The organism is Streptomyces dioscori (assembly GCF_003024195.1).
Lineage (GTDB): Bacteria > Actinomycetota > Actinomycetes > Streptomycetales > Streptomycetaceae > Streptomyces > Streptomyces dioscori.
This window is the reverse complement of record NZ_KZ679058.1, coordinates 120,202-144,824: the sequence shown is the minus strand read 5'-3', so window position 1 is coordinate 144,824 and position 24,623 is coordinate 120,202. Positions and strand designations below refer to the sequence as shown.

The following is a 24,623-nucleotide window of genomic DNA, read 5'->3' as shown; positions in this document are numbered from 1 at the left end:
TCGGCATCGGCATCGGCGCCACCGGACACCCGCAACAACACCCCACGGACCGGAATCTCACCCGCCAGATCGAACGGACGCCGCACAACCCCAGACAACGCCCCACCAACCGCACCCGGCACCACATCCACCACCGGCAGCGGCACCTCCCGGCCGGGGTCCAGAACGGTCTGCACCGGTGTGCCGTCGACCTCGGTCAGCACCGTCCGCAGCGCCTCGTGCCTGCGCACCACATCCCCCACGGCGGCCCGCAACGCGTCCGGGTCCACGTCCCCGGTCAGCCGGAAGGCGATCGGGAGGTTGTACGCGGCGGTCCGGCCCTCCAGTTGGTGCAGGAACCACAGCCGCTGCTGGGCCAGCGACGCCGGAACATGCTCGGGTCGTGTCTGCGGCACCACGGCGGGACGGACCGCCCCGCCGGCCTCGCGCACCCGCCGGGCCAGACCCGCGACGGTGGGGGTCTCGAAGACCGCGCGGACCGAGAGCTCGGCACCCAGTACGGTGCGGATCCGCGCCAGCAGCCGGGTCGCCAGCAGCGAGTGCCCGCCCAGTTCGAAGAAGTCGTCGTCGACCCCTACCCGGGGAACGCCGAGGATCTCGGCGAACAGTGCGCAGAGCAGTTCCTCCTGCGGATCGCGGGCGAGGCCGCCCCGCCCCGCGACGTCGGCGAAGTCCGGCGCGGGCAGTGCCCGCCGGTCCACCTTGCCGTTGCGGGTCAGCGGCAGAGCGTCCAGCACCACCACCGCCGCCGGCACCAGATGATCCGGCAGCCGGTCGCGCAGATATCCCCGCAGCACGAGCGGGGCGGCGTCGGCCGACACGGCGTAGGCGACCAGGCCGGGCTCGCCCGCCGCGTCCGCGTGGACGGTCACTACGGCCTGGGTCACCTGCGGGTGGCTGACCAGCGCGGCCTCGACCTCGGCGGGCTCGACCCGGAAACCGCGGATCTTCACCTGGTCGTCGGCCCGCCCCAGGAACTCCAGGTTCCCGTCGGCCCGCCACCGTACGATGTCGCCGGTCCGGTACATGCGCTCGCTCGGGCCCCCGAACGGGCACGCCACGAACCGCCCCGCCGTCAGCCCGGACCGCCCCAGATACCCCCTGGCCAGACCGGCCCCGGCCAGATACAGCTCACCCGCCACACCCGGCGGAACCGGACACAGACGGTCGTCCAGCACGTAGACCCGCGTGTTCGCGATCGGCGCGCCGATGGGTGGCGGGGACCCGCCGTCCGCCGTGCCCGGCAGGCACTCCCACGCCGTCACGTCGATCGACGCCTCGGTCGGGCCGTAGAAGTTGTGCAGCCCCGCGCCGCACCGCTCGTGGAACTCCTGCACGACGTCGCCGGACAGGGCCTCGCCGCTGCTGATCACCTGCCGCAGCCCGGCCAGTTGCGCCGGTTGCGCCTCGCCGAGCAGCGAGCGCAGCATCGAGGGCACGAAGTGCGCGACCGTGACGCGTTCGCGCCGGATCAGCTCGGCGACACGGCCGGCGTCCCGGTGCTCACCGGGAGGCACCACCACAAGGGTGGCGCCCGCGAGCAGGGTGGCGAAGAACTCCCAGACCGACACGTCGAATCCGTAGGGCGTCTTCTGCGCCACGCGGTCCTCGGCGGACAGTCCGTACCGCTCGATCATCCACGCCAGCCGGTTGACCACACCCGCGTGCGGGACCACCACGCCCTTCGGCGTGCCCGTCGTCCCCGAGGTGTGGAGGACGTAGGCGGGACTGGCGGTCCGCAGCGGCGAGTGGCGCTCGGAGTCGTCGACGTCCGTGCCGGGGTAGCCGGCCAGCACCAGGTCCAGAGCGGGGCCGAAGGTCAGGACGGCCGGTGCCGGACCGGTGGGGACGCGGACGTCGTCCGCGGTGAGCGCGCACACCGGGCGGGTGTCGTCCAGCAGGAACCGTATCCGCTCGGCCGGGTGGTCGGGGTCGATGGGCACGTACGCCGCCCCGGCCTTGAGCACGGCCAGCAGGGCCACCACCAGCTCCACCGAGCGCGGCAGCAGCAGGGCCACCACCCGCTCGGGTCCCGCGCCGTGCGCGATCAGGTGCCGGGCCAGTCGGTTCGCCCGCGCGTTGAGTTCCGCGTAGCTCACCGTCAGGTCGCCGTGGACGACGGCGCTCGCCGCGGGTGTCCGCGCGGCCTGCGCCTCGAAGAGGGCCGGGAGCGGCTGGTCGGGCAGGGGCCGGGCGGTGTCGTTCCACTCGTCGAGCACCGTCCGGCGCTCCGCCGCGGAGAGGATGTCGATGTCGCCGATCCGCCGGTCCGGGTCCGCGACCGCCGCCTCCAGGAGGCGGATCCACCGGTGGATCACGGTGTCGATCGTCCGGGGGTCGTAGAGGTCCGTGCTGTACTCCGCGCGCCCCCGCAGCCCCGACGGCGTGCCGTCGGGGCCCCGGTGTTCACGCAGCGAGAGGGTGAGGTCCAGCCGTGCGCCGGCCGACGGCACGGTCTCCTCGGTGACCCGCACGCCGGGCAGGTCGAGCGTGCCCTCCGCGGTGTTCTGGAGCACCAGCATGATCTGGAACAGCGGGTGGTGCGCCAGCGAGCGGTGCGGACGGAGCGTGTCCACCAGTCGCTCGAACGGCACGTCCTGGTTCGCGTAGGCCGTCAGAGCCGCTTCCCTCGACGAGGCCAGCACATCGGCGAAGGTGGGGTCGCCGGAGGTGTCGACCCGCAGTACGAGCGTGTTCAGGAAGAGGCCCACGAGGTCGTCCACCGCGTCATCGGTGCGCCCGGCGACCGGCGTGCCGATCGGGACGTCGGTTCCCGCGCCCAGCCTGGTCAGCACCGTCGCCAACGCGGCGTGCAGCACCATGAACACGCTGGCGCCCGCCGCGCGCGCGGTGTCCGCGATGCGGGCGTGCAGGTCGGGACCGATGTCGAAGCCGGTGCTCGCGCCGCGGAAGGAGGACACCGCCGGACGCGGCCGGTCGGCCGGCACGCCCACCTGCTCCGGCAGGCCGTCCAGCGCCTGGGTCCAGTACCGCACCTGCCGGCCGATCGCGCTGTCGGGATCGTCCGCCGTGTCGAGCAGCGCGCGCTGCCACATCGCGAAGTCCGCGTACCGCACCGGAAGCCGGGGCAGGGTCGGCGCCGCGCCGCCCGCCCGTGCCGTGTACGCCTGGGACAGGTCGCGCAGGAGCGGTGCCAGCGACCAGCCGTCGGCGGCGATGTGGTGCACGACCAGCACCAGCACGTACGACCCGTCGTCCGCGATCCGCAGCACCCTGGCGCGGACCGGGATCTCGGTGGCGAGGTCGAACCCGTACGCCGCGGCCTCGGCGACCGCCGCCGACAGCTCTTCGGGCGCCACGTCGACGATCGGCACCGGGACGGTCACGTCCTCGGGGAGGATCCGCTGGACCGGCTCCCCGTCCGTCTCGGGGAACACGGTGCGCAGCGGTTCATGGCGGCCCACGACGTCCCCGAGGGCGCTCCGCAGCGCGTCCAGGTCCACGTCGCCGTCCAGCCGCAGTGCGAGCGGGATGTTGTACACCGGCCCGGGGCCCTCCAGCCGGTGCAGGAACCACAGCCGCTGCTGGCCGAAGGAGACCGGGGCCCGGTCCGCGGGCGCCATGGGCACGAGCGGCGGGCGCACCGTTCCGTCAGCCCGCTGGATGCTGCGTGCCAGGCCCGCCACCGAGGGCGCGTCGAACACCGACCGGACCGACAGTTCCACGTCCAGTTCCGCACGTACGCGTGCCACCAGCCGCATCGCCAGCAGCGAGTGCCCGCCCAGGTCGAAGAAGTCGTCCTCGACGCCGACGTGGGGCAGCCCGAGTACCTCGGCGAACAGTCCGCACAGCAGCTCTTCGCGCGGGTCGCGCGCCGCGCCGGTGCCCGTGACCGACCGGGTGAAGTCGGGGGCGGGCAGGGCCCGGTGATCGATCTTCCCGTTGGCCGTCAGCGGGATCCGGTCGATGGGCAGCACCGCCACGGGGACCAGATGGTCCGGCAGCCGCTCCCGCAGGAACTGCCGCAGCGTGCCCGGCAGGTCGGCGGTCTCCCGGCCGGGGGCGGCGACGACGTGAGCGACGAGGTGGACGGCGTCCGGCTGCTCGCCCTGCGCGCTCACGACGGCGGTGGCCACGGCGGGGTGTTCCGTCAGGACGGATTCGACCTCGCCGGGCTCGCTGCGGTAGCCGCGGATCTTGACCTGGTCGTCGCCTCGGCCGAGGAACTCAAGGGTGCCGTCGGTGCGCAGGCGGACGAGGTCACCGGTGCGGTACATGCGCTCGCCCGCCCCGCCGAAGGGGCTGGCGACGAAGCGGCTCGCGGTCTGCGCCGGGCGTCGCAGATAGCCGCGTGCCAGGCCGGCGCCGCTGAGGTGGAGCTCTCCCGGTGTGCCGGCCGGCACCGGTCGCAGCCACTCGTCGAGGACGTGGACGCGGACGCCGGACAGCGGGGTGCCGATGGGGATCCGGTCGGGCACCGGGGCGGTGAGGCGATGGCAGGTCGCGAAGGTGGTGGTCTCGGTGGGCCCGTAGCCGTCGACGACGACCAGACCGGGGCAGGCGGCCAGCACGCGGCGGACGGCCGCGGCCGGGACGACCGCCCCGCCGGTCCATATCTCGCGCAGTGCGGCGAAGCAGTGGGGTGCCTCGTCGGCGAAGACCTGGAACAGCCCGGCGGTCAGCCACATGGCGGTGACCTGGTGCCGGACGGTCAGTGCCCGGAGCAGCCCGGGGTCGAGGTCCGCGGGTGCGAGGACGATGCTCCCGCCGGAGAGCAGCGGAACCCACAGCTCGTAGGTGGAGGCGTCGAACGCCGAGGGCGAGTGGGCCAGTACCCGCCGGTGGGCTCCCGTGGCGAAGCAGGACGCCCCGGCCAGGGCGACGACGTCGGCGTGGGTGACGACGACGCCCTTGGGCAGGCCGGTGGAGCCGGAGGTGTACATCACGTACGCCGGGTGTGCGGCCCGGGACGGGGCGAGCCGTTCGACGTCCGTGAGGTCTTCGCCGGACCGGTCGGCGTCGCCGTCCTCCCGTACGGGGATCAGGGGCAGGTCGGTGAGCTCGCGCGGCCAGGTGTCCTGTGGGGCGACGACGCAGACCGCCCGGGCGTCGTCGAGCATCAGCCGCACGCGGTGCACGGGGTGGTCGGGGTCGACGGGCAGGTACCCCGCGCCCGTCTTGAGGACGGCGAGGAGCGCGACGATCTGCTCGGCCGAGCGGGGCAGCGCGAGGGCGACGAGGCGTTCGGGGCCCGCGCCCGCCTCGACCAGACGGCGTGCCAGGCGGTTGGCCCGGGTGTTGAGTTGGTGATAGGTCAGCTGCTCGTCCCGCCAGATGACGGCGGTGGCGTCGGGGGTGCGGGCGGCCTGGCGCTCGAACACGGCGGGGACCGGTTCGGCGGGGGCGGTCAGCGGGGCGCCGGTCCCCAGGGCGGACAGGTCGTGGTGTTCCTCCGCTGTGAGCAGGTCGATCGCACCGATCGGGCGGCCGGGACCGGCCGTGGCGGCGTCGAGCAGCCGGACCAGGCGGCTGCCCAGCCTCTCGACGGTCTCCCGGTCGTAGAGATCGGTGCGGTACTCCACCTTGCAGGCGATCCCGGCGGGCTCGCCGTCGGGCCCCTGTGTCTCGCGCATGCTGAACGTGAGGTCGAACCGGGCGTACGGGCCGGCGGCGTATTCGCGGCTCGCCTCGACTCCGGGGAGTTCCAGGGTGCCTTCCGCGTTGTTCTGCAGCACCAGCATGATCTGGAACAGCGGATGATGCGCCCGGGAGCGGCGCGGGTTGAGTACGTCCACCAGTCGCTCGAACGGCACGTCCTGGTTCGCGTAGGCCGACAGAGCCCGGTCCCGCACCCGGTGCACCAGGTCGGTGAAGCTCGGGTCGCCGCTGGTGTCGGTGCGCAGTACGAGGGTGTTGACGAAGAACCCGACGAGTTCGTCCAGCGCGTCGTCGGTGCGGCCGGCCACCGGGGTGCCGATCGGGATGTCGTTCCCCGCGCCCAGCCGGGTCAACAGGGCGGCGAGAGCGGCCTGCGCGACGATGAACACGGTGGCGCCCGTCGACCGGGCCGTGTCGAGGACGCGGGCGTGGAGGTCCTGTCCGATGTCGAAGGTCACGGTCGCACCGGACAGCGATTCCACGGCGGGTCGGGGGCCGCCCGGCAGACCGACCTGTTCGGGCAGACCGGCGAGCGCCTCGGCCCAGTAGTCGGTCTGTCGCGCGATCGGGCTCCGCGGATCGTCGATCTCGCCCAGCATCCGCCGCTGCCAGACGCTGTAGTCCGCGTACTGCACGGGCAGTCGGGGCCAGTCGGGTTCGGTGCGGGCCAGCCGGGCCGCGTAGGCGCGTGACAGGTCCCGCAGCAGCGGGGTGATCGACCAGCCGTCACCGGCGATGTGATGCATCACCAGTACCAGCAGCCGCTCCTCGTCCGCGACGCGCAGCAGGGAGGCGCGTAAGGGGATCTCGGCGGCCAGATCGAATCGGTGGCCGATCGCCTCCTGGACCGCGGCGGCCTCGTCACCGGGACCCACGTCGGTGACGGACAGGGGGAAGGGTTCGTCCGCGGGGAGGATGAGCTGGCGCGGGGTCCCCTCGATCTCGGTGAGGACCGTCCGCAGGGACTCGTGGCGGCCGACGACGTCCGTCAGCGCGTCCCGCAGCGCCGTCACGTCGAGGCCGCCGGTCAGCCGCAGGACGACCGGGATGTTGTACACCGCGCTCTGCCCGTCCAGCTGCCCCAGGAACCAGAGGCGCTGCTGGGCGAACGACACCGGCATGTGCGGCTCGCGGGGGACCGGTCGCAGTTCCGGCTGCACCCGTTCGGCGGCCGAGACCGTCCGACGGGCCAGGCCCGCCACCGTGGGAGCCTCGAACACCGACCGGACCGACAGCTCGACGCCCAGCACCGTACGTACGCGGGCCACCAGCCGTGTCGCGAGCAGCGAGTGTCCGCCGAGGTCGAAGAAGCCGTCGTCGACGCCGACGCTGCCCTCCGCCAGCCCGAGGACCTCGGCGACCAGCTCGCGCAACTGCTCCTCCCGCCCGGTGCGCGGAGCCCCGCCGGCACCCGCCGCGGCGGCGTAGTCCGGTGCGGGAAGGGCATTGCGGTCCGCTTTGCCGCTCGGGGTCAGAGGGATCGCGGCCAGCCGCACCAGGGCCGCGGGCACCAGGTGCTCGGGCAGGCGCGTGCGCAGGAACTCCCGCAGTACGGAGGGCAGTTCGTCGTCGGCCTCCGCGGTCACGACGTAGGCGACGAGGCGGGGATCGCCGGGCTGGTCCTCACGGGCGAGGACCAGCGCCTCGGTCACGGCGGGATGGGCGGCCAGTTCGGCCTCCACCTCACCGGGCTCGACCCGGAATCCGCGGATCTTCACCTGGTGGTCGGCACGGCCGAGGTACTCCAGGTTGCCGTCCGCCCGCCACCGGACGATGTCGCCGGTGCGGTACATGCGCTCGCCCGCCCCGCCGAACGGACAGGCGACGAAGCGGTCCGCCGTCAGTACGGGGCGGCCGAGATAGCCACGGGTCACGCAGACGCCCGCCAGGTACAGCTCGCCCGCCACCCCCGGTGGCACCGGGTGCAGCGTGTCGTCGAGCACGTACACCCGGACGTTGGTGATCGGCGCGCCGATGGGCGGCGCGCCGTCGGGAGCGGCACGGGGACAGTCCCATGCCGTGACCTCGATGGAGGCCTCGGTCGGGCCGTAGAAGTTGTGCAGGCTCGCCGAGAAGGTCGCGTGGAACTGTGTCTGGAGGTCGGCGGTCAGTGCCTCGCCGCTGCAGAAGACCGCGCGCAGGTCCGGGAGGTCCTCGGGCGCGGACCGGTTCAGGAACGACCGCAGCATCGACGGCACGAAGTGCGCCACGGTGACCCGCTCGCGGCGGATGAGCCCGGCGACGTACTCCGCATCACGGTGCCCTCCCGGACGGGCCACGACCAGGGTCGCGCCGGAGGCCAGCGTGCAGAAGAACTCCCAGGCCGAGACGTCGAAACCGTAGGGCGTCTTCTGGAGGACGCGGTCCCGCGGGGACAGCCCGTACCGCTCGATCATCCACACCAGCCGGTTGGTCACTCCGCGGTGCGGCACCACGGTTCCCTTGGGCCTGCCGGTGGTGCCCGAGGTGTAGCTGACGTAGACGGGATGCGCCGGGGTCAGGGCGGCCGTCCGCTCGGCGTCGACGACGTCGTGGCCGGCGTACGGGCGCAGTGAGTCGGCGGTCAGGGGGTCGTCCAGCACCAGCCGGGGCGTTCCCTCCGTGTCCTGGTGCGCCGCCGCCTCGGACAGGGTGAGCAGACAGACCGGACCGGCGTCGTCCAGCATGTACCGGACCCGGTCGTCGGGGAACTCGGGGTCGATCGGGAGGTAGGCGGCGCCGGACTTCATGACGGCCAGCAGGGCGACGACCATCTCCACCGACCGGGGCAGCGTCAGCGCGACGATCCGCTCCGGTCCCGCGCCCAGTTCGACGAGCCGCCGCGCCAGCCGGTTCGCACCGGCGTTCAGCTCTGCGTAGGTCACGGCGCGGTCCTCGAACACCACGGCCACGGCGTCCGGTGTCCGTGCGGCCTGCCGCTCGAACAGGACGTGCACCGGGACGTCCGGCACGGTGGCCGACGTGTCGTTCCACCGTGTGAGGACCTGGAGCCGCTCGTCGGGTGACAGCAGATCGATCTCGCCCAGCCTGCGGGCGGGGTCGGCGGCGCCCGCGTCGACCAGGCGCACCCAGCGCCCGATCAGGTTCTCGATCGTGGACCGGTCGTACAGGTCGGTGCTGTACTCGACCCGGCAGCGGATGCCGTCGGGGGCGCCGTCCGGCGTGTGCCTCTCCAGCAGACTGACCGTGATGTCGAAACGGGCGGTGGTGCGGGGCGGGAGTTCCCTCACCGCGTCGAGGCCGGGAAGGTCCAGTCCGGCCTCGACGTCCTTCTGCAGCACCAGCATGATCTGGAACAACGGGTGGCGTGCCAGTGAGCGGCTCGGGTTGAGCGCCTCCACCAACTGCTCGAACGGTACGTCCTGGTTGACGTACGCCGACAGCGCGGTCTCGCGCACCCGGCGCAGCAACTCGCCGAAGGCCGGGTCGCCGGAGGTGTCGGTCCGCAGGACCAGCGTGTTGACGAAGAACCCGATCGATTCGTCCAGCGCCTCGTCGGCGCGGCCGGCCACCGGGGAACCGATCGGGATGTCGGTACCCGCGCCCAGCCGGGTCAGCACTCCCGCGAGCGCGGCGTGGAACATCATGAACACGCTCACGCCCGCGGCGCGCGCCGCGGCCACGATCCGTGCGTGGGTCCGCGGACCGATCGGTACGTCGATGGTGGCCCCGGCGCGTGAGGCGATCGCGGGCCGGGGCCGGTCGCCCGGCAGTCCGACCTGGTCGGGCAGTCCGGCGAGCGCGTCCTTCCAGTAACGCGTCTGGGTCGCGAGCGGGCTGTCCGGGTCGCCGGGATCCCCGAGGAGTTCGCGCTGCCACACCGCGTAGTCCGCGTACTGCACCGGCAGTTCCGGCAGCGCCGGGGCGTCGCCGCCCACGCGCGCGGCGTAGGCCCGGGACAGGTCGCGCAGCAGCGGCCCCAGGGACCAGCCGTCGCTGGCGATGTGGTGGATCACCAGTACGAGCACCGACACGGGGTCCGCGGGGGTGTCGGCGCGGCGCAGCAGCCACGCGGCCACGGGGATCCGGGCGGTCAGGTCGAACCGGTGGCCGACGGCCGTGCCCACCGCTGCCTCCAGCCGGTCGGCGGGCACGTCGAGCGCGGTGAACGGCACCGGGGTGTCGGGGGGCAGCACCGTCTGTACGGGAGTCCCGTCGGCCTCCGTGAACACCGTCCGCAAGGACTCGTGCCTGGCCACCACGTCCCCGAGCGCGAGGCGCAGCGCGACCGGATCCGGCTCGCCCGTCAGCCGCAGGACCGTCGGGATGTTGTAGACCGGGCTCGCGTCCTCCAGCTGGTGCAGGAACCACAGACGCTGCTGCGCGAAGGACAGCGGCATCCGGTCCGAGCGGTGTACGCGCCGTAGTGCGGGGTGCCCGGGGTCCGCCGCCTCGCGGATCTCGCGCACCAGGTCGGCGATGGTCGGCGCCTCGAACACCGTCAGCACCGACAGTTCCACTCCGAGCAGGGCGCCCACCCTGGCGGTCAGACGGGCGGCGAGGAGGGAGTCGCCGCCGAGGTCGATGAAGTCGGCCCCGAGGTCCACGGGTCGCCCCAGCACATCGGTGATCAGATCGCGCACCAGCTGGTCTCGCGGATCTTCTTCGGCAGTCCGGTTCATGTGTCGTACCCCCGTGGTGGTTACGTGCTGTGCGGGTTCCTCGGGTAGTCGTGGCACCTGGGCGCTTCGTCCAGGGCACCGCGGCATGTCCGCCTGACCTGGGCGAACGGTGGCTGCGTGGCATCGATGACGGCCGGGCGCGCAGCCAGGAGGGCGGCACGTGGTCCAGCAGGACTCCGGCCCGGCGAGAACTCAGTCGGTGTTGTCTTGATGCGGGTGTGAGCGTGAAGGGTGGATGCGGGTGCGGGTCAGGACATCAAGGGACTCGGCCTCGGAGTTCGTGCAGCGGCCAGAACAGGTGGGAGGAGTTGTCGGCGCCGTCTCTTCCCGTTCCTGAGCCCGCGACGCGTCCCGTCGTCCCGGGTGCGTGTCCGGCGGGATCGGCGCCCGGCCGGCCCGCGGTGCCCTCGCCGGGCATCACGAACGACTTGATCCGACGACCACCCATGTTCGTCCCCTCCCGAGCCGACGGCGAAGCCGGGTGCTGTGGGCACCGACTCGGGGGCATGACTGCAGATCCGCCCAACGACAACGTTGGCAGACAGCTGAACCCCCGTTGGTGACCGGTGAAACGCATGAGATCTGCGTGACATCGGGCCACTCACCGCCAGATGCTTCCCCAGGGCCGGACGAGGGTCAACCGTCTTTCCTGGCCACAGGAATGAGTTCTGGCCAGACGTGTTCGGAGCGTAGTAGGCGAGCAACTGGCGGGGCAGGATGTGGCTCGCGCGTCTCATGAGGCGGCCAGGAGAGGTGTCCCGGGCCGCCCCGGCGCACAAGGGACAGTCGGGCCGCGTCACAGCGTGCCTGGTCACGGGGAGGAAGAAGATGAGCAACCCGTTCGACGACGTTGAGGGACGCTTCCTGGTCCTGGTCAACGACGAGCGCCAGTACTCGCTCTGGCCGAGCTTCGCCGAGGTTCCCGAGGGCTGGTCCGTCGAACTCGAAGAGAGCGATCACCAGACCTGCGTCGAGCACATCGAGCGCAACTGGACGGACATGCGGCCGAAGAGCCTTGTGGACGCCATGGAGGCGGACGCCGCGGAGCGGTCCCGCACCGCCTGACCTCGGCCCGCTCCGTGACCGCCCGACGGGTGGCCGCGGAGCGGGAACCTCTCAGCACACCGCGGCGGCACACCGTCCGCGCACCCTCATGCCCACGGGCCGGTACGGCTGCTGCCGGACGCCGGTGACGTCGGCATGTCCGTCGGCCGCCGATGGACGCCCGGCCGGAGAACCCGGCCTTCGTCCTGCCCGCACGGAACACGTGCGCCATCACATCACGGGGGACCCCTGTGCCCAGCGAGGCACCTCTGAACGCACCGCACCACAACCTGCTCTGTCCGGTGTGCGCCCGGCGAACGACCGACGACGGTCTGCTGCTCGAATGCCCGGCGGACCACGAACGCACGCTCCTGCGCGTCGAGTACGCGGCGAAGGGCTTCACACCCGACCTCGCCCGGACGGGGCTGTTCCGCTATCGCGACTGGCTGCCCGTCCGGCGGGAGTTGCCCGGGGCGGGCGGAACAGTCATGTACCGCAGCATCGGACTCGCCGAATTCCTCGGCCTGCGCAACCTGTGGATCGCGTTCAACGGATATTGGCCGGAACGTGGTTGCACCCTCGAAACGGGAACGTTCAAGGAGTTGGAGGCGTACAGCGTCCTGGCACGGCTGCCGGACGATCCGCCGACACTGGTGGTGTCCTCGGCCGGCAACACGGCCGTGGCCTTCGCCGTTCTGGCCTCCCGGTGCCACGTGCCGTGTGTCATCGTCGTTCCCGCGGGGGGCCTCGGCGCGCTCATGCTGCGCGAGCCGCCGGCGCCCTGGGTACGGTTGATCGCGCTCGAACAGGCCGACTACTCCGACGCGATCGATTTCGCCGACTCCCTCTCCCGGGCACTCGGCGGCCGGCTCGAAGGCGGGACCAGGAATGTCGCCCGCAGGGCCGGACTGGCCACGGTGCTGCTGGCGGCGATCGAGGCGTTACCGCGGATGCCGGACTTCTACTTCCAGGCCGTCGGCAGCGGCGCGGGCGCGATCGGCGTCCACGAGGCCGCGCGCAGACTGGTGGAGGCAGGCCTCGCAGAGACCCCGCCACGGCTGATGCTGTGCCAGAACGCGGCCATGGCACCCCTGTACGACGCCTGGCGAGGCACCAGGACCCGGCAGGCACACCTGACCGCGCCACCCCAGGTCTTCGCACCCGAGCTGACCAACCGACACCCCCCGTACGGGACACGCGGCGGCGTGCGCGACTGCCTCGTCGAGAGCGCGGGCGACATGCTGGTCGCCGACCGCACGGCGGCCGACGCCGCCAGGGCCCTGTTCGCCGACATGGAACACATCGACATCGAACCCGCCGCCGCGGTCGCCGTCGCCTGCCTGCGTCAGTCGGTGGCCGACGGAACCGTGCCCCGGGACGCGACGGTTCTCCTCAACATCACCGGAGGCGGCCGGCGCAGGATCGCCGAGCAGGCCCTGCTCTCCCCCGCCGCACCGGTGAGCGTCGTCCCGGCCGCCGACTGGCGCTCCGGGGAGCCTCCCGTGGGCCTGTTGCGCAACTGCGCGGTGCTTCAGTGACCTTGTACGCCGCACCACCGTCCTCCCGGCACCCGTCCTCCGTGCTCCGCGGCGGCTCGCCCGCCTCGTCGCGGATGCGGCGACGGTGCCCCTCCACAGGCTCTCCGAGGCTCTCCGAGGCCCGGCGGCACACTGCCGGGAACCCGTCCGGGCGGGTGATCAGCTGTGGTTAACTGAGCCAGGCGCGACCATCGAGTTACCGCTCGGACCACCTGTGCAGCATGCTCGGCGCGCGGTGTCACCGAGGGGAGAGGACCGGGTGTGAAGCTGCGCGACATCGGCAAACGCTACGGACGACAGACATGGGTCCTCACCCATGTGCAGGTGGATCTGCCCCCCGGCGAACTGATCGCGTTCAGTGGCGGCAACGGATCGGGAAAGTCCACACTTCTGAGAATCGTGGTCGGTGTGACGCGGCCGACCACGGGCCGGGTGACGGACCGTCCGGCCCTGATCGGCTACGTGCCCGACCGGTTTCCGCCCGACGAGCGGATGTCGGCACTCGACTACCTGACCCATATGGGCCGGGTCAGCGGCCTGCGGGGCGAGGCGGCCGGACGGCGTGCCGAGTCGTTACTCGAACGGCTCGCCCTGGTCGGCGGCGCCGACACGGCTCTGCGCGCACTGTCCAAGGGAAACGCACAGAAGGTCGCCCTGGCACAGGCGCTGATGGTCCCCCCGCAACTGCTCGTCCTGGACGAGCCCTGGTCCGGACTGGACAGTTCGGCGCACGGCGTCCTGGCGGAGATCATGAACGAGATCACCCGGGCGGGCGGCACCCTCGTGTTCACCGACCACCGCGAGTCGGTGGTCCGGGCGAACGCCACCCGGATCTACCGGGTCGCCGGGGGGAGCGTGACCCTCGACGAGAACCCCACCCGCATGACACGGCCGACGGAGACCCGGCTCGTCCTCCGGGCACCGGTGAACGAGTACGGGATTCCCCGCACCGCGGACTGGCGGTCCTGCGCCGGCGTGGTCACCGCGCACGACAACGGCGCGCACACCACGATCCATGTCACCAGCGCGTACGCGGACGAACTGATCCTGGCCGCCCTGCGCGAGGGCTGGTCGATGGTGGAAGCGGGCATGGTGCACACCTCTCAGGTCTCCGTCCACGGCGGTGCTTCATGATCGCGCTGTGCCGCTACACCATGGCGGTCATGCTGCATTCGCAGCGCTACATGCATCCGATGCTGCTGTTCGTCGCCGTGGCCGTCATCTTCACCGGAAGTTCCGACTCGGTACCGGTGGCGGCGATCTACGGGCCCGTCTCGGGCGTGCTGTTCGTCTGCTCGGCCTGGCTGACCGCCGCCCTGGTGAACGTCGAGGACCCGGTGCGGCGCGTCATCTCCGTGGTCCACGCCGGCCGATCGCGCTCCGTGCTCCTCGCGACCGTGCTGGTGGCCCTGGCCATGAGTCTCCTCGTCTCCGGCGTGCTGCTCTTCGCCCCCTTGCTGATAGGCGACCACTCGATCACCCCCGACGACCTCATGGTCGGTGTGCTGGCCCAGTTGACGGGTGCGAGCACCGGGGTGGCGATCGGTCTGATCGTGTCCCGCCTGGTGATCCGCCGCACCGGCTACGCGCTGGTCACGGCCCTGGTACTCATGGCGGCGCTCAGTTTCACGCAGGGCCTGCCGCCGATCAACCGGCTGATCCGTCTCCTGGCGTACACGCCCGACGCCCCCGGCCTGCTGCCGGCGACGGCGGGGTGCGCGGCCGTCGCGGTGGCACTGCTGGCGGCGAGCACGCTCTTCACCGACTTCATCGCCGCCCGCCGGGACTGAGGTCCGCAGGGGGTTCGGGACGGGCCGGTAGCGTGCGGCGGCGCCGGTCGCCCCGGTCCGGTGACCAGGTCCTGATGAATGCGCGTTCGAGGCTCGAACGCGACCAGAGGCCCGGCCCTTCGAAGGGCCGGGCCTCTGGTCGCGACGGGGCGGATCGGGCGGGAAGGGCCCGGTCAGCCGTCCTGCCCCGGCGCGGTGTCGTCCGTCGCCAGGCTGCCTTCACCGATCGTCTGGTCGACCGTGCTGAGGGTGTCCTGGACATCGAGCGTGCTGAGGCTGTTGAGGGCGTCACCGTCGAGGGAGTGGGACGGGGTGACGGCCGCCACCACGAAGCCGGTGGCGAGGGAGGCGATGGCGAGCATGCTGCGCTTCTTCATGCCCCACTCAACTGCCGGCCCGCCCAGGGGTCACGGTCGGGTTTCCGGACCTCGCGGCCCGGCCCTTCGCCGAGTCCACTGACATCCGATGTCCTGTTCTCGCCGTCAGGCGATATGCGCAGGCGATATCGAGCGGGGCGGCGTCCTGCCGCCCTGGAAACTCTCCGTGGCGCAAATCAACACAACCGCACGTACGGCTCCGGTCACACACTCAAACACGCGAGGTGAAGGCTTCTGACGGGATATCGAACAACCGCGGCCACTCCCCTTCCACCACAGTGCAACAGGTCCTACCGTAAACGCGCATGGATGACGCGAACATGCGGACATCCAACCTTTCGCGAGTACGGAGGAACGTAACGATGCGTCACCTTCCCACCCGCACAACTCGCCGAAGAGTGGTCGGAGCACTCACCGCCGGGCTGCTCGGCTCCCTGGGCCTGACCGGGACCTGGGGGACGACCGGGCCGGTCCCGACCGCCGGCGCCGCGACACCGGCCGCACCGGCACCGACTTCTGCGTTGTCGGCCTCGCCGGCCCCGGACGACGGCCTCGCCCCCACCCCGCCCATGGGCTTCAACAACTGGAACTCCACGCACTGCCGTGCGGAGTTCGACGAGGCGATGGTCAAGGGGATCGCGGACATCTTCGTCGACAAGGGACTCAAGGACGCCGGGTACGAGTACGTCAACCTCGACGACTGCTGGGCCCTGCCCACCCGTGACGCCGACGGCGAACTCGTGCCGGACCCGGCCCGCTTCCCCGGCGGGATCAAGGCGGTCGCGGACTACGTGCACGCCAAAGGGCTCAAGCTCGGCATCTACACCAGCGCGGGGACGAAGACGTGCAACGACGCGGGTTTCCCGGGCGCGCTCGGCCACGAGTACAGCGACGCCCGGCAGTTCGCCGACTGGGGTGTCGACTATCTGAAGTACGACAACTGCAACAACCAGGGCGTGGACGCCAAGCAGCGCTACACGACCATGCGGGACGCCCTGACGGCCGCATCGGAGGCGACCGGCCGCCCCATCGTGTACAGCATCTGCGAGTGGGGCGAGAACAAGCCGTGGGAGTGGGCGGCGGACGTCGGCCAGTTGTGGCGTACCACCGGGGACATCAGTGACAACTGGGGTTCGATGCTCTCGATCATGAAACAGAACCTGCCGCTCGCGCAGTACGCCGGTCCCGGCCGGTGGAACGACCCCGACATGCTGGAGGTCGGCAACGGCGGGATGACGGACACGGAGTACCGCACGCACTTCTCGATGTGGTCGGTCATGGCCGCGCCGCTGCTCATCGGCTCGGATCTGCGGTCCGCGTCCGAGGAGACCTTCGACATCATCGGCAACAAGGAGGTCATCGCGGTCGACCAGGACCCGCTCGGCAAGCAGGGCGCGGTGCTGTCCTCCGAAGGCGGTCGCTGGGTGGTCGCCAAGGAGATGAAGGACGGCAGCCGCGCGGTCGCCCTCTTCAACGAGACCGGCAGCCCGCAGCGCGTCGCCACCAGCGCGCAGGCCGTCGGACTGCCCGAGGCGGACGCCTACACGCTGCGGGATCTGTGGCAGCACAGGAGCTACAACACGGCCGGCACGATCGCGGCGACCGTCCCCGCGCACGGCACGGTCCTCGTCCGCGTCTCGGCCGACGGCCGATGGGCCGTGCACCCGCCCGCCGTGGAACTCGGCGTGACGGGTGACACGTTGACCGAGGCGGGCAGGGCGACCTCGCTCACGACGTCGGTCACCGGCCTGGGCCGTACCGCCGCGAGGCGCGTCTCCGTCTCCGTGAACGCGCCCGAGGGGTGGCGGGTGCGGGCCACGTCGCCGACCACGACGGGCTCGCTGCCGACGGGGAAGGCGTTGCGCACCGGATGGACGGTGACCGCGCCTGCCGGCACGCCTCCGGGGTCGTACGACGTGACGCTGAAGGCCGGGTACCGCTCGCCCGGCGGGGTGCGGGCCGAAAGCGTGCTGCCGCTGACGGCGACCGTCGCGGTGGCGCCGCCGTCCGGCACGTCGGATCTCGGCGCCCTCCCCTGGTTGTCGGCGACCAACGGCTGGGGCCCTGTCGAGCGCGACACCAGCAACGGTGAGAGCGCGGCGGGCGACGGCGGTCCGCTCACGGTCAACGGCGCCGTGTACGCCACCGGGCTCGGCGTCCATGCGGAGAGCGCCGTCGAGTACTACGCGGGCGGAGCCTGCGAGAGCGTCAGCGCGCAGGTCGGTGTCGACGACGAGGAGGGCGCGGACGGATCCGTCGCGTTCGAGATCTGGGCCGACGGTACGAAGGTGGCGTCGACCGGGGTCCTCACCAACGCGGACGCGGCGCGGGCGCTTGTCGCGGACGTGAGCGGGGCGGGGGTCGTCCGCCTGGTCGTGACGGACGGGGGTGACGGGATCACGTCGGACCACGGCGACTGGGGCGCGGCGCGACTCACTTGCTGACGCCGCCCCCTTGAGACGCCCGACGCCCGCCCACCGCACGGTTCCCGCGCCCTGGGCCCCTCGGAGGCGCGGGCGTACCTCAACGGGAACCCACCCAAACCGTGGACCCGGGTGGTACGGCAACCGCCCGGGCACCGGCACGTCGTGGCCGGCCGCGCAGTTCCCCGCGCCCCTTACGGGGCCCGGTTGCGGCACCGCTCACAGGTGCGGGCCCGGACAGACACCGCCGCCACCCGGGTGACGGACCCCCGTGGCCGAGCGCGCAGTTCCCCGCGCCCCTTACGGAGCCCGAATGCGGCACCGCTCACAGGCGCGGGCCCGGACAGACACCGCCGCCACCCGGGTGACGGACCCCCGTGGCCGGCCGCGCAGTTCCCCGCGCCCCTTACGGGGCCCGGTTGCGGCACCGCTCACAGGCGCGGGCCCAAACGGATACCGCCGTCACCCGAGTACCAGTCCGTCGTGGCTGAGCGCGCAGTTCCCCGCGCCCCCTACGGGGCCGGGGTTCGTCGCGTGGGTGCGGGGCCGGGGTGGATGGACCGCGTCCAGCGAGCGGAGCGCCCCGCCCCCAGCCCCCAGGGGCGCGGGGAACTGCGCGACCAGCCCCCACCGGGCCCGCACGTCACGTCGGCCGGAGGGCCCCGTCCTCGGAGAACAGCGGGCGGCTCAGCCGACAACCACCGTGTTGGTCGGGCGGCGGCTCAGCGCAGCCGACGCCGCGCCGACCAGACCCGCGTCCGTGCCCATCTGCGCCGGCGTCACCGTGAGCCGCTGCACGAACGACAGCGTCGCGTAGTCGCGCAGCGCGGCCCGCAGTGGCGCGAACAGCACCTCGCCCGCCTTGCCCACTCCCCCGCCGATCACCGCGATGTCGATCTCCACGAGAGTCGCGGTCGCCGCGATGCCCGCGGCCAGCGCCTGCGCGGCCCGTTCGAAGGAGGCCGTCGCGACGGGATCGCCCGCACGGGCCGCGGCGGCCACGGCCGCCGCGGACGCGTCGCCCTCAGGACCCGGCTGCCAGCCGCCCTCGATGGCGCGCCGCGCGATGTTCGGCCCGCTCGCGATGCGCTCGACGCAGCCACGGGACCCGCAGGGACACAGGTCGCCGTCCAGGTCCACACTGATGTGGCCGATGTGACCGGAGTTGCCCGTGGGCCCGGGATGCAGCTTCCCGCCAAGGACCAGCCCGCCGCCGACGCCCGTCGAGACGACCATGCACAGCGCGTTGTCGTGCCCCCGGGCCGCCCCCTGCCAGTGCTCGGCCGCCGTGATGGCCACCCCGTCGCCGATCAGCTCGACGGGCAGCCCGTCCGTCACGGCACGCACCCGTTCGACGAGGGGGAAGTCGCGCCAGCCGGGCACGTTCACCGGACTGACCGTGCCCGCCGAGGCGTCCACGGGCCCGGCGCTGCCGATGCCGACGGCCGTGACCCTGCTCCACAGAGGCGAGGCGGTCAGCTCGCCGAGCACGGCCTCGACGGCCCGGATGACGATGTCGCCGTGCTCCTGCGCGGGCGTCGGCCGCTGGGCGCGCAGCAGGATCCGGCCGTGGCCGTCCACCAGCGCTCCGGCGATCTTGGTGCCGCCGATGTCGAGCGCGGCCACGAGGTCGGTGTGCATCAGAGTCAGTTCTCCCGATCGGATCCCGATGGACCATGAGGAAAGGGCAGGCCGGTCGCGCGGTGGGGAGAGCGGGCCGGAAAAGCGATGGACAGTCTCTCTCGCATCTGACAACGTTGTCCAGGCTCTATGCTCGACGCCACATCCCGATCCGGGTGCCCATCGGGCCCGTCAAGCCCGACGCGGCCCCACAGGACTACAGGACAGGACAGCGCATCGTGGCCGAGACCGCCCGCCGAACCGAGAGCCGCTACGGCAACCGCCCGACGATGAAGGACGTCGCCGCGCGTGCCGGGGTCGGCCTGAAGACGGTATCGCGTGTAGTCAACGGCGAGCCCGGAGTCACCCCCGACACCGAGCGCCGCGTGCAGGAGGCCATCGACGCGCTGGGCTTCCGGCGCAACGACAGCGCGCGCGTGCTCCGCAAGGGCAGCACCGCGAGCATCGGCCTGGTCCTGGAGGACCTGGCGGACCCGTTCTACGGCCCGCTGAGCCGGGCGGTGGAGGAAGTGGCCCGCGCCCACGGCGCCCTGCTCATCAACGGCTCCAGCGCCGAGGACCCGGACCGCGAGCAGGAACTGGTCCTCGCGCTCTGCGCGCGCCGCGTGGACGGGCTGGTCGTCATCCCGGCCGGGGACGACCACCGCTATCTGGAGCCCGAGATAAAGGCGGGTGTCGCCACGGTGTTCGTGGACCGCCCCGCCGGGCAGATCGACGCGGACGTGGTGCTCTCCGACAGCTTCGGCGGCGCGCGCGACGGCGTCGCGCATCTCATCGCGCACGGCCACCGCCGGATCGGGTTCATCGGCGACATGCCCCGCATCCACACCGCCGCCGAGCGACTGCGCGGCTATCGCGCCGCGATGGAGGACGCCGGCATTCCGGTGGAGCCCGACTGGATGTCCCTGGGGGTCACCGGCCCGGAGCGGGTCCGCCTGGCCGCCGAGACCATGCTCTCGGGCTCCTCCCCCGTGACCGCGGTGTTCGCGGGCAACAACCGCGTGACGGTCACGGTCGTACGCGTCATCGCCGAGCGCGCCCGCCCCGTCGCCCTGGTCGGCTTCGACGACATCGAGCTCGCCGACCTTCTCCAGCCCGGGGTCACCGTCGTCGCCCAGGACGCCGCCCAGCTCGGCCGTACGGCCGCCGACCGCCTCTTCCGCCAGCTCGACGGTTCCCTCGTGCTGCCGGAGCGCATCGAACTCCCGACGCGTCTGATCACCCGTGGCTCGGGTGAACTGCCGCCCGCCGTCTGATACATGGGAGAGCCCCGGCACAGCTCTGCCGACCGCACGCTCGAATCGCTCGGTCTGGCCGTGGCGCCGCGCGAGGAACCCCTGGTATATCCCGGCGCCTGGCCCACCGAGTCGGGGCTCCTCGACGGGGACCGGCTGCTGCCCCTGACCGGGCGCACGTTCCCGGGCCGGGTGCCCGTCCTCGCGATCGGCTCGAACGCCTCCCCTGCCCAGCTCCGGCACAAGCTGCGCCAGTACGAGCTGTCGTCCCCGATCCCCCTGGTGAAGGCCCGGGTCACCGGGCTGGAGATCGGTGTGTCGGCGCACGTCAGCGCCCTGGGATACGTATCCGCCTCGCCCTTTCGCGCTCCCGGGCACATCCGCGAGCTGTTCCTCACCTGGCTGGACCCCGCCCAGCTGGCCGTGATCGACGCGAGTGAGGGAGTCACGAGGCCGTCGGGTGCGTACGCTCGCGTGCTGCTGCCCTCGGCCGGCTTCCGTGTCGAGCAGGAGCCGGAGCCGGACGATCCGGGTGGGCCGGGTGATCCCCTCGACGGTGTCCACCTCTATGTGAACCGTCACGGTGTCCTCCACGACGGCACCGGGACTCCGCGCGAGCACCCAGGCGAGCGTCAACTGCTGACCGAACTCCTCGCGGGGTCAACGGAGTTGAGGAAGCTGTTCGGGTCCACTCCGGAGGAGTTCTGCTCCCGGGCGCGCGGCGACCTGCGGCTCTGCGCCGAGGGGACGCGGCTGTTCGCCCGGGAGGGGCGCACTACGGCTTCCGGCCTGGAGAAGTACGTACGAGGTCAGCAGACGGGCAGTCCGGGCACGGGTGCGTCGTTGTCGCCGCCCTGGACGTAGACGTCGCTCACCCAGACGCCGGTGTTGCCGCTGTCGTCGTCGGTCTTCGCCCACCAGGTGTTCGTCCACCTCCCGGAGGTCTCGCGGCGCCCCAGGTCCTGCTGGCAGTAGAAGTAGTTGGTGCCGGCGTTGAGGGTGCCCGCCCGCGCTCCCGCGGCGGTGTACGACGCCGCGGTCTTCCAGACCTGGCAGTTGTACTTGCCGCCTCCGATGGCATGGCAGACCGGTGCGGCGCTCGCGGTCTCCCCGCCGCCCGAACTCCCGCCAGTGGTACCGCCCTTGGTGGCTCCCGACGAAGGAGTGGATGCTTTGTCCGTCGGTTCGGCGTCCTCGGTGCGGTCGGTGTCCTCGGTGGCGCCGGGCTTGTCGGTCGGGGGCGACGACTCCTTCTTGTCGCCCTGTTCCGTGCGCTTCTTGTCGTCCGTCAGGTCGACCGTGCCGCGGGTGGCGCCCGGGGAGGCGGCGGTGCCGTCCGCGTCCCGGGAGGACCCGGTCCGGGCGGCCGACCCGGATCCGTCGGAGCCCGTCAGCTGGGCGACGATGACCCCGGTCGAGGCCAGCACCACGGCGACGGCCGCGCCGACGAGCAGGACGCGGCCCCGTCCGCGACGGCGGGAGGCGGCGGGCGCGGCCGGCACGGCGGAGTCGGGCGCAACCGGGGTGGCCGGACTCGCCTGCGCGGCCGGAGTGGCCGACTGCGGCATCTGCTGTGGCTGAGGCATCGGCTGCGGCGGCCCGAACCCCGGGGGTATCACCGGTACGCTCCGCTCAGTCGCCTCCCGTGCCGGGGGCGCGGGCGCCCTCAGGCCGCGGGTCGCCGAGTCCTGGCCGCCCGGGCCCTGGTCCACCGGATCCTGGCCGGTCGAGTCCTCGTCGGTCCCCGCCGCCACCGCTTCCAGCAGCTCACTCGCGCGGCCCGCCGCCGGGCGGGACTCGGGCTGCTTGTGCATCAGTTGTCGCAGGACGGGGCCCAGCGGTCCGGCCTGTCGCGGCTCGGGCAGCGGTTCGACGACGATCGCCGTGAGCGTGGACCACGTGGACGTGCGGCGGAAGGGTGAGGAGCCCTCGACGGCCGCGTAGAGCGTGGCGCCGAGCGCCCAGATGTCGGAGGCGGGGCCCGGCTCGTACCCCTGGGCCCGTTCCGGTGCCAGGTAGTCCAGGGAGCCGACCAGTTCGCCGCTGCGGGTGAGATGCGTGGTGGAGCCGTCGCCGGGGTCCTCCATCGTGGCGATGCCGAAGTCCGTGAGGACGACCCGGCCCGAGCGGTCGAGCAGGATGTTGCCCGGTTTCACGTCGCGGTGCAGGACTCCCGCCCGGTGGGCCGCGGCGAGCGCGTCCATGACCTTCGCGCCGATCCCGGCGGCCTCGCGGGCGCCGATCGTGCCGCGCTCGCGCAGGACGTCGTCCAGGGACGGCCCGTCCACCAGCTCCATGACGATCAGCGGGCGGCCGTCGATCTCCGCCACGTCGTGCACGGCGATCACGCCGGGGTGGCGCACCCGGGCCGCCGCGCGGGCCTCGCGCTGCATCCGCAGCCCCAGGCCGGCGAGTTCGGGTGCGTCCGCGTCCGTGTAGGTGCGCAGTTCCTTGACGGCCACCTCGCGGCCGAGCACCTCGTCGTGGGCCCGCCAGACCACGCCCATACCGCCGCGGCCCAGTTGGGCCACGACACGGTAGCGGCCGGCCAGGAGCCGTCCGGTCCCGTCCGGCTGTTCGCTCTCCCCGGGCCGGGCCTGCTCCCCCGGCTGCTGGTTCTCCCCCGCAGACACCGCTGCCCCGTTCCTGCCTGTGACACGTCAATGATGTGCCGCTCAGCGTACGGGGCGCAGGAGACCGTGAGGACCCGCGGCAGCGGCTGTGACAGGTCCGCTACTTGGCCGAGACGGTCAGGTCCGCCCGCCTCGGTACCGCGAAGCCCTCCAGGTCCGTGCGCGTGAGCCCGGTCGCCCGTGCCACCTCCGCGATGTCGAGGGCCCCGCAGTCCAGACCGCGCAGCAGGTAGCCGCTGAGGGCCTTGGCGGTGGCGGGCTCGTCCATGACGTCGCCGCCGGCGCGGTTGGCGTACGCGACGAGGCGGGCCGCGGCCTGCTCGAACCCCTCGCGGTAGAAGGCGAACACGGCCGCGTACCGGGTCGGCAGGTGTCCGGGGTGCATGTCCCAGCCCTGGTAGTAGGCGCGGGCGAGGGCGCGGCGGGTGAGGCCGAAGTGCAGACGCCAGGCGTCGTGGACCTTCGGCGTCGGGCCGACCGGCAGCACGTTGGTGGAGCCGTCCGAGACCCGTACGCCGGTGCCCGCGGCGGCGACCTGCATGATCGCCTTGGCGTGGTCGGCGGCCGGGTGGTCGCTCGCCTGGTACGCGGCGGAGACGCCGAGGCAGGCGCTGTAGTCGAAGGTGCCGTAGTGCAGTCCGGTGGCGCGCCCCTCGGCGGCCTGGATCATCCGGGCGACGGTCGCCGTGCCGTCGGTGGCGAGGATGGACTGGCTGGTCTCGATCTGGATCTCGAAGCCGATCCGGCCCCGCTCAAGGCCGTGCGCCTTCTCGAACTCCTCCAGGAGCCGCACCATCGCGGTGACCTGCTCCGCGTACGTGACCTTCGGCAGCGTGAGCACCAGTCCGGCGGGCAGTCCGCCGGCCTCCATCAGGCCTGTGAGGAAGATGTCGAGCGTGCGGATGCCCCGGTCGCGGACCGGCGCCTCCATGCACTTCATCCGGATGCCCATGTACGGGGCCGCCGTGCCGTCCTGGTACGCCTGTGAGATCAGCCGGGCGGCTCGGGCAGCTGCTTCGTCCTCCTCGGCGTCGGGACGCGGCCCGTAGCCGTCCTCGAAGTCGACGCGGAGGTCTTCGATCGGCTCGCGTTCCAGTTTGGCGCGGACCCGGGCGTGCACGGGCTCCGCGAGGTCGTCGGAGAGGCCGAGGACGGCGGCGAAGGATTCGGCGTCGGGTGCGTGCCGGTCGAGGGCGGCGAGGGCCTGGTCGCCCCAGGAGCGGAGGGTGTCGGCGGCGAAGGCGTCGCCCGGGACGTACACGGTGTGGACGGGCTGGCGGGTGCCGGGGTCTCCGGGGTAGCGGCGCTCCAACTCGGCGTCGACCGGGGCGAGGGAGGCGCTGATCTCCTCGCTGACGGCGCCGGCGAGGCTCGTCGTCACCTTCTCCTGCTGACCCTGACCCATTCCGCACCCTCCTGTTTTCCGCTCAGCGGAATCAACAATCCGTAGAGCGAAGTTATCCGCGACCTTCCGACTGGTCAACACCCTCATTCCGCCCGCCTCGCCCGGAGATCCTCCCCCCGGTTGCCCGGAGATCCTCTCCAGGGCCCCTCCCGGAACACGCGCGGACTTCCCTCGGGGTCCATCCCGGCATCTCGACATGTTCACGCCCAACTTCGAGACTGCAAGGCGCACGACCCGACCGGCATCCGTCGCAGAACCGGTCCGCACCACAGACCGGCACCGGCCACAGAAGGAGC

12 protein-coding genes are annotated in these 24,623 nt (G+C 72.4%); 7 read left to right on the top strand and 5 right to left on the bottom strand.

Annotated features, from left to right (window positions below; all coding sequences use genetic code 11):
- On the bottom strand, nucleotides 1–10,241 hold a 10,241-nt coding region (locus C6Y14_RS39305; protein ID WP_159074400.1), incomplete at its 3' end, for a non-ribosomal peptide synthetase.
- A gap of 828 nt (nucleotides 10,242–11,069) precedes the next feature.
- Between C6Y14_RS39305 and C6Y14_RS39300 the strand changes: the two genes are divergently transcribed.
- From C6Y14_RS39300 to C6Y14_RS39285, 4 genes are all read left to right on the top strand, one after another.
- Nucleotides 11,070–11,306, top strand: coding sequence for an MbtH family protein (locus C6Y14_RS39300; RefSeq protein ID WP_107021716.1), 237 nt, complete (start codon nucleotides 11,070–11,072; stop codon nucleotides 11,304–11,306).
- A 230-nt stretch (nucleotides 11,307–11,536) separates the two neighbouring features.
- Nucleotides 11,537–12,823 carry a cysteate synthase gene (locus tag C6Y14_RS39295; RefSeq protein ID WP_199855016.1) on the top strand — a complete coding sequence of 429 codons (1,287 nt, stop codon included), beginning with the start codon at nucleotides 11,537–11,539 and terminating at the stop codon, nucleotides 12,821–12,823.
- A gap of 261 nt (nucleotides 12,824–13,084) precedes the next feature.
- Nucleotides 13,085–13,957 carry an ATP-binding cassette domain-containing protein gene (locus tag C6Y14_RS39290; RefSeq protein WP_107021695.1) on the top strand — a complete coding sequence of 291 codons (873 nt, stop codon included), beginning with the start codon at nucleotides 13,085–13,087 and terminating at the stop codon, nucleotides 13,955–13,957.
- A 29-nt stretch (nucleotides 13,958–13,986) separates the two neighbouring features.
- On the top strand, nucleotides 13,987–14,613 hold the full coding sequence (locus C6Y14_RS39285; RefSeq protein ID WP_159074399.1) for a hypothetical protein: 627 nt from the start codon (nucleotides 13,987–13,989) through the stop codon (nucleotides 14,611–14,613).
- A 173-nt stretch (nucleotides 14,614–14,786) separates the two neighbouring features.
- On the opposite strand, the gene C6Y14_RS39280 is transcribed toward C6Y14_RS39285, so the two are convergent.
- Nucleotides 14,787–14,990 carry a hypothetical protein gene (locus C6Y14_RS39280; protein ID WP_107021693.1) on the bottom strand — a complete coding sequence of 68 codons (204 nt, stop codon included), beginning with the start codon at nucleotides 14,988–14,990 and terminating at the stop codon, nucleotides 14,787–14,789.
- Between the two features lie 362 nt (nucleotides 14,991–15,352).
- Between C6Y14_RS39280 and C6Y14_RS39275 the strand changes: the two genes are divergently transcribed.
- Nucleotides 15,353–17,434 (top strand): NPCBM/NEW2 domain-containing protein, encoded by a 2,082-nt coding sequence (locus C6Y14_RS39275; RefSeq protein ID WP_199855015.1) that lies wholly within the window; start codon nucleotides 15,353–15,355, stop codon nucleotides 17,432–17,434.
- 666 nt (nucleotides 17,435–18,100) lie between these two features.
- Here C6Y14_RS39275 and C6Y14_RS39265 read toward each other — a convergent pair.
- Nucleotides 18,101–19,054 carry an ROK family protein gene (locus C6Y14_RS39265; RefSeq protein ID WP_107021691.1) on the bottom strand — a complete coding sequence of 318 codons (954 nt, stop codon included), beginning with the start codon at nucleotides 19,052–19,054 and terminating at the stop codon, nucleotides 18,101–18,103.
- A gap of 218 nt (nucleotides 19,055–19,272) precedes the next feature.
- Here C6Y14_RS39265 and C6Y14_RS39260 point away from each other — a divergent pair, with 218 nt between their 5' ends.
- Nucleotides 19,273–20,310, top strand: a complete 1,038-nt coding sequence (locus tag C6Y14_RS39260) for a LacI family DNA-binding transcriptional regulator (RefSeq protein WP_107021690.1) — start codon at nucleotides 19,273–19,275, stop codon at nucleotides 20,308–20,310.
- Between the two features lie 3 nt (nucleotides 20,311–20,313).
- Nucleotides 20,314–21,153, top strand: a complete 840-nt coding sequence (locus C6Y14_RS39255; protein WP_107021689.1) for a hypothetical protein — start codon at nucleotides 20,314–20,316, stop codon at nucleotides 21,151–21,153.
- On the opposite strand, the gene C6Y14_RS39250 is transcribed toward C6Y14_RS39255, so the two are convergent.
- Nucleotides 21,099–22,922: a serine/threonine-protein kinase gene (locus tag C6Y14_RS39250; protein ID WP_404828903.1), complete on the bottom strand. Its 1,824-nt coding sequence runs from the start codon at nucleotides 22,920–22,922 to the stop codon at nucleotides 21,099–21,101. The genes C6Y14_RS39255 and C6Y14_RS39250 overlap by 55 nt on opposite strands.
- Nucleotides 22,923–23,022: 100 nt before the next feature.
- Nucleotides 23,023–24,327 carry a DUF6986 family protein gene (locus C6Y14_RS39245; protein WP_107021688.1) on the bottom strand — a complete coding sequence of 435 codons (1,305 nt, stop codon included), beginning with the start codon at nucleotides 24,325–24,327 and terminating at the stop codon, nucleotides 23,023–23,025.
- Between the last annotated feature and the right edge of the window lie 296 nt (nucleotides 24,328–24,623).